This window comes from Moorena sp. SIO3I6 (genome assembly GCF_010672095.1).
This window is the reverse complement of sequence record NZ_JAAHHU010000750.1, coordinates 1-2,295: the sequence shown is the minus strand read 5'-3', so window position 1 is coordinate 2,295 and position 2,295 is coordinate 1. Positions and strand designations below refer to the sequence as shown.

The window sequence follows — 2,295 nt, the reverse complement described above, 5'->3', positions numbered from 1 at the left end:
GAAGGGGTGGGCGGCGGGGGTTAGTTTATTTAGTCTTTCTAAGGCTGAGAGTAGATCTTCGAACATGGGGTATACCATTTTCCTTGAAATCGGTATTGGGAATTGAGCGCAGTTTTCGCCTCATCACGGCTAACTTCACAAGATGGGAGGGTGTTGGCGAAGTTGGTAATCTTTGGATATGAGGAAAAAACGCGATTGGCCTACGGCCACGCTAAAAGCGATTGACCTACGGTCACGCGGGGCGCGTTCGCTCTGGATTAGACCAAAGGGTTTGGGAAAACTTAGTATTCATGGTTCATTCATTGTCTCGCGCAGCTCTCGAACTACTTCTAGACTTAATCCTGTTGTTGCGGCGATCGCTTCGTCATCTAGTACAGTGAGTAATTTTTGAGCAATCATGCGTTGTTCTTCTTTTTTCCCTTCCAGCCTACCTTCTTCCCGACCTTCTTCCCGACCAAGAGCAACTGCTCCCTGCTGATCGTAGATAAACATTTCTCGACGTTCCAAATCTTCAAGTTCAGTGGGGGTTAAATTGGCTTGATTGGCAATTTCAAAGGCTCGTTGTAATTCCGGAATATTGTCCATATTTTCGGGGATGGAGGCAAGCGATCGCGCAGATTTGATAAAGTAAATCCATTTATCGGTAATGGTTTCGAGTTCTGGGAGTTCTTTGGTAAACTTTGGTAACTCAACGAACACTAGTTCGATATCGTTTTCGGGATACACCGACCCATCAGATACTTCTCGATAAACGAAACGAGAGGTAAAATGATGGCGATTGGCGAACATTTCAAAATCGGTCAGGGTTAGAGCAATGACTGGTTTGAGCATGCGGTAGCCCTCTCCCTTTTGTAGTTGAAAGGCGTAGGTTTTAGCAGCGTTGAACAATACTCTTTTACCAAAGGATTGCACATTTAAAACTTGCATTTCGATGATGACCAGGGTGCTATCATTCAGTTTAGCTTTGACATCAAGGTAAGTATCTTTTAAGCCCTCAACTTTTGGCGGTAAGTTGGGATTAATGATTTCTAAGTCTTCAATGGTAGAGTTACCGTCATAAATCAAGGCATTGAGAAAACTAATCAGAATGTCTTTACTTTCAGCGGAACCAAATATTTTTTTGAAGGCGTAGTCAGTTTTGGGATTGATAAATCTCATCGTTTTAGCTGTTATCGAGTTGGTCAATGTCTTCGTAAAGCAAGTTAATGGGAAATGCTAGCTCAATGCTGGTAAGTTCAACTTGACAATCCTCTGGGCGATCAGGGCTACTAGGATAATGGTACAGTTCCCATCTCTGGTTTTCGTTTAATCGATAGCATTCTACGCTCATTTGATCGGGATCAATTAAAACATATTCTCGTAATGTTTCAATGTGGCGATAGTGTCTAAATTTTTGGCCACGGTCCAAGGCTTCTGTGGTGCTAGAGAGCACTTCTACAATGAGACAAGGATAACGAATATAATCCCGGGCAGTGCGGTCTCTGTGATCACAGGTAACGGATACGTCTGGATAGTGAAAAGGACCTTGTTCTGTAATCCCAACTTTGGCATCGCTGCTCAAGGTTTTACATTGTTTACCCCGCAGATGGGGTTTGATTAAAGCGACTAGATTTACAGCTACTTGGTTATGGGGGATGGTGCCCCCAGTCATGGCATAGATCTGACCGTCAATATAGCCGTAGCGGGCAAGTTGCTCTGCTTCCCAAGCTAAATAGTCTTGGGGGGACATTTGGGGAGTGTCAAGTTGAGCAATCATGGCAATTTGTATCAAAAATCGGCTTATTTTTAATATATAACATTTCTCAATAGGTCATGAACAATGTTGCTAATTTTTCATAACATCAAAAACTATTATGAGCTATTTTATACTGTTCCATGTTCCCAGATACGCTGTTTCCTTTTGATATCAATCCTATGTTTACATCTCAAAGAAAAATGCTATATACCCAATCTGACCGAAGAGAGATAACTGTAAACAATCCGCCACGGATTTGTTACAAAAATTTTAAAAATATGTTATAATTAAAGGCTATTTTTATGTTATAATAAAATTGACATGGAGGTTAAACGTTCCATGTTAAGAGCCAGCCTACAGGTTCTCGACAGTCCAAGGCTGGCTCTAGTACCCCTAGAAAAGGATATAGTTTCATTATGTCTTATTCTGAACGCCTTCATCCGTGGGTGATAGTTCGCCTATTGCCTAAAATGCAACGAGTAGTTGTTGCTCGGTTCCGCAAGCGCTCGGATGCGGAAGGTCATTTAAAAGCCCTGAAACGGCTTATGCCTGATGCTGAA

3 protein-coding genes are annotated in these 2,295 nt (G+C 42.2%); 1 reads left to right on the top strand and 2 read right to left on the bottom strand.

Going from position 1 to position 2,295, the window contains the following annotated elements:
- A partial coding sequence (locus F6K49_RS42235; protein WP_293107321.1) for a hypothetical protein occupies positions 1-182 on the top strand: 182 nt, incomplete at its 5' end.
- 106 nt (positions 183-288) lie between these two features.
- Here the strand turns inward: F6K49_RS42235 and F6K49_RS42230 are convergent.
- Together F6K49_RS42230 and F6K49_RS42225 are read right to left on the bottom strand one after the other, a co-directional pair.
- Entirely contained in the window at positions 289-1,158 is an 870-nt protein-coding gene (locus tag F6K49_RS42230) for an Rpn family recombination-promoting nuclease/putative transposase (RefSeq protein ID WP_293107317.1), read from the bottom strand.
- A 4-nt stretch (positions 1,159-1,162) separates the two neighbouring features.
- Positions 1,163-1,756, bottom strand: coding sequence for a Uma2 family endonuclease (locus tag F6K49_RS42225; RefSeq protein ID WP_075899291.1), 594 nt, complete (start codon positions 1,754-1,756; stop codon positions 1,163-1,165).
- Positions 1,757-2,295 lie beyond the last annotated feature (539 nt).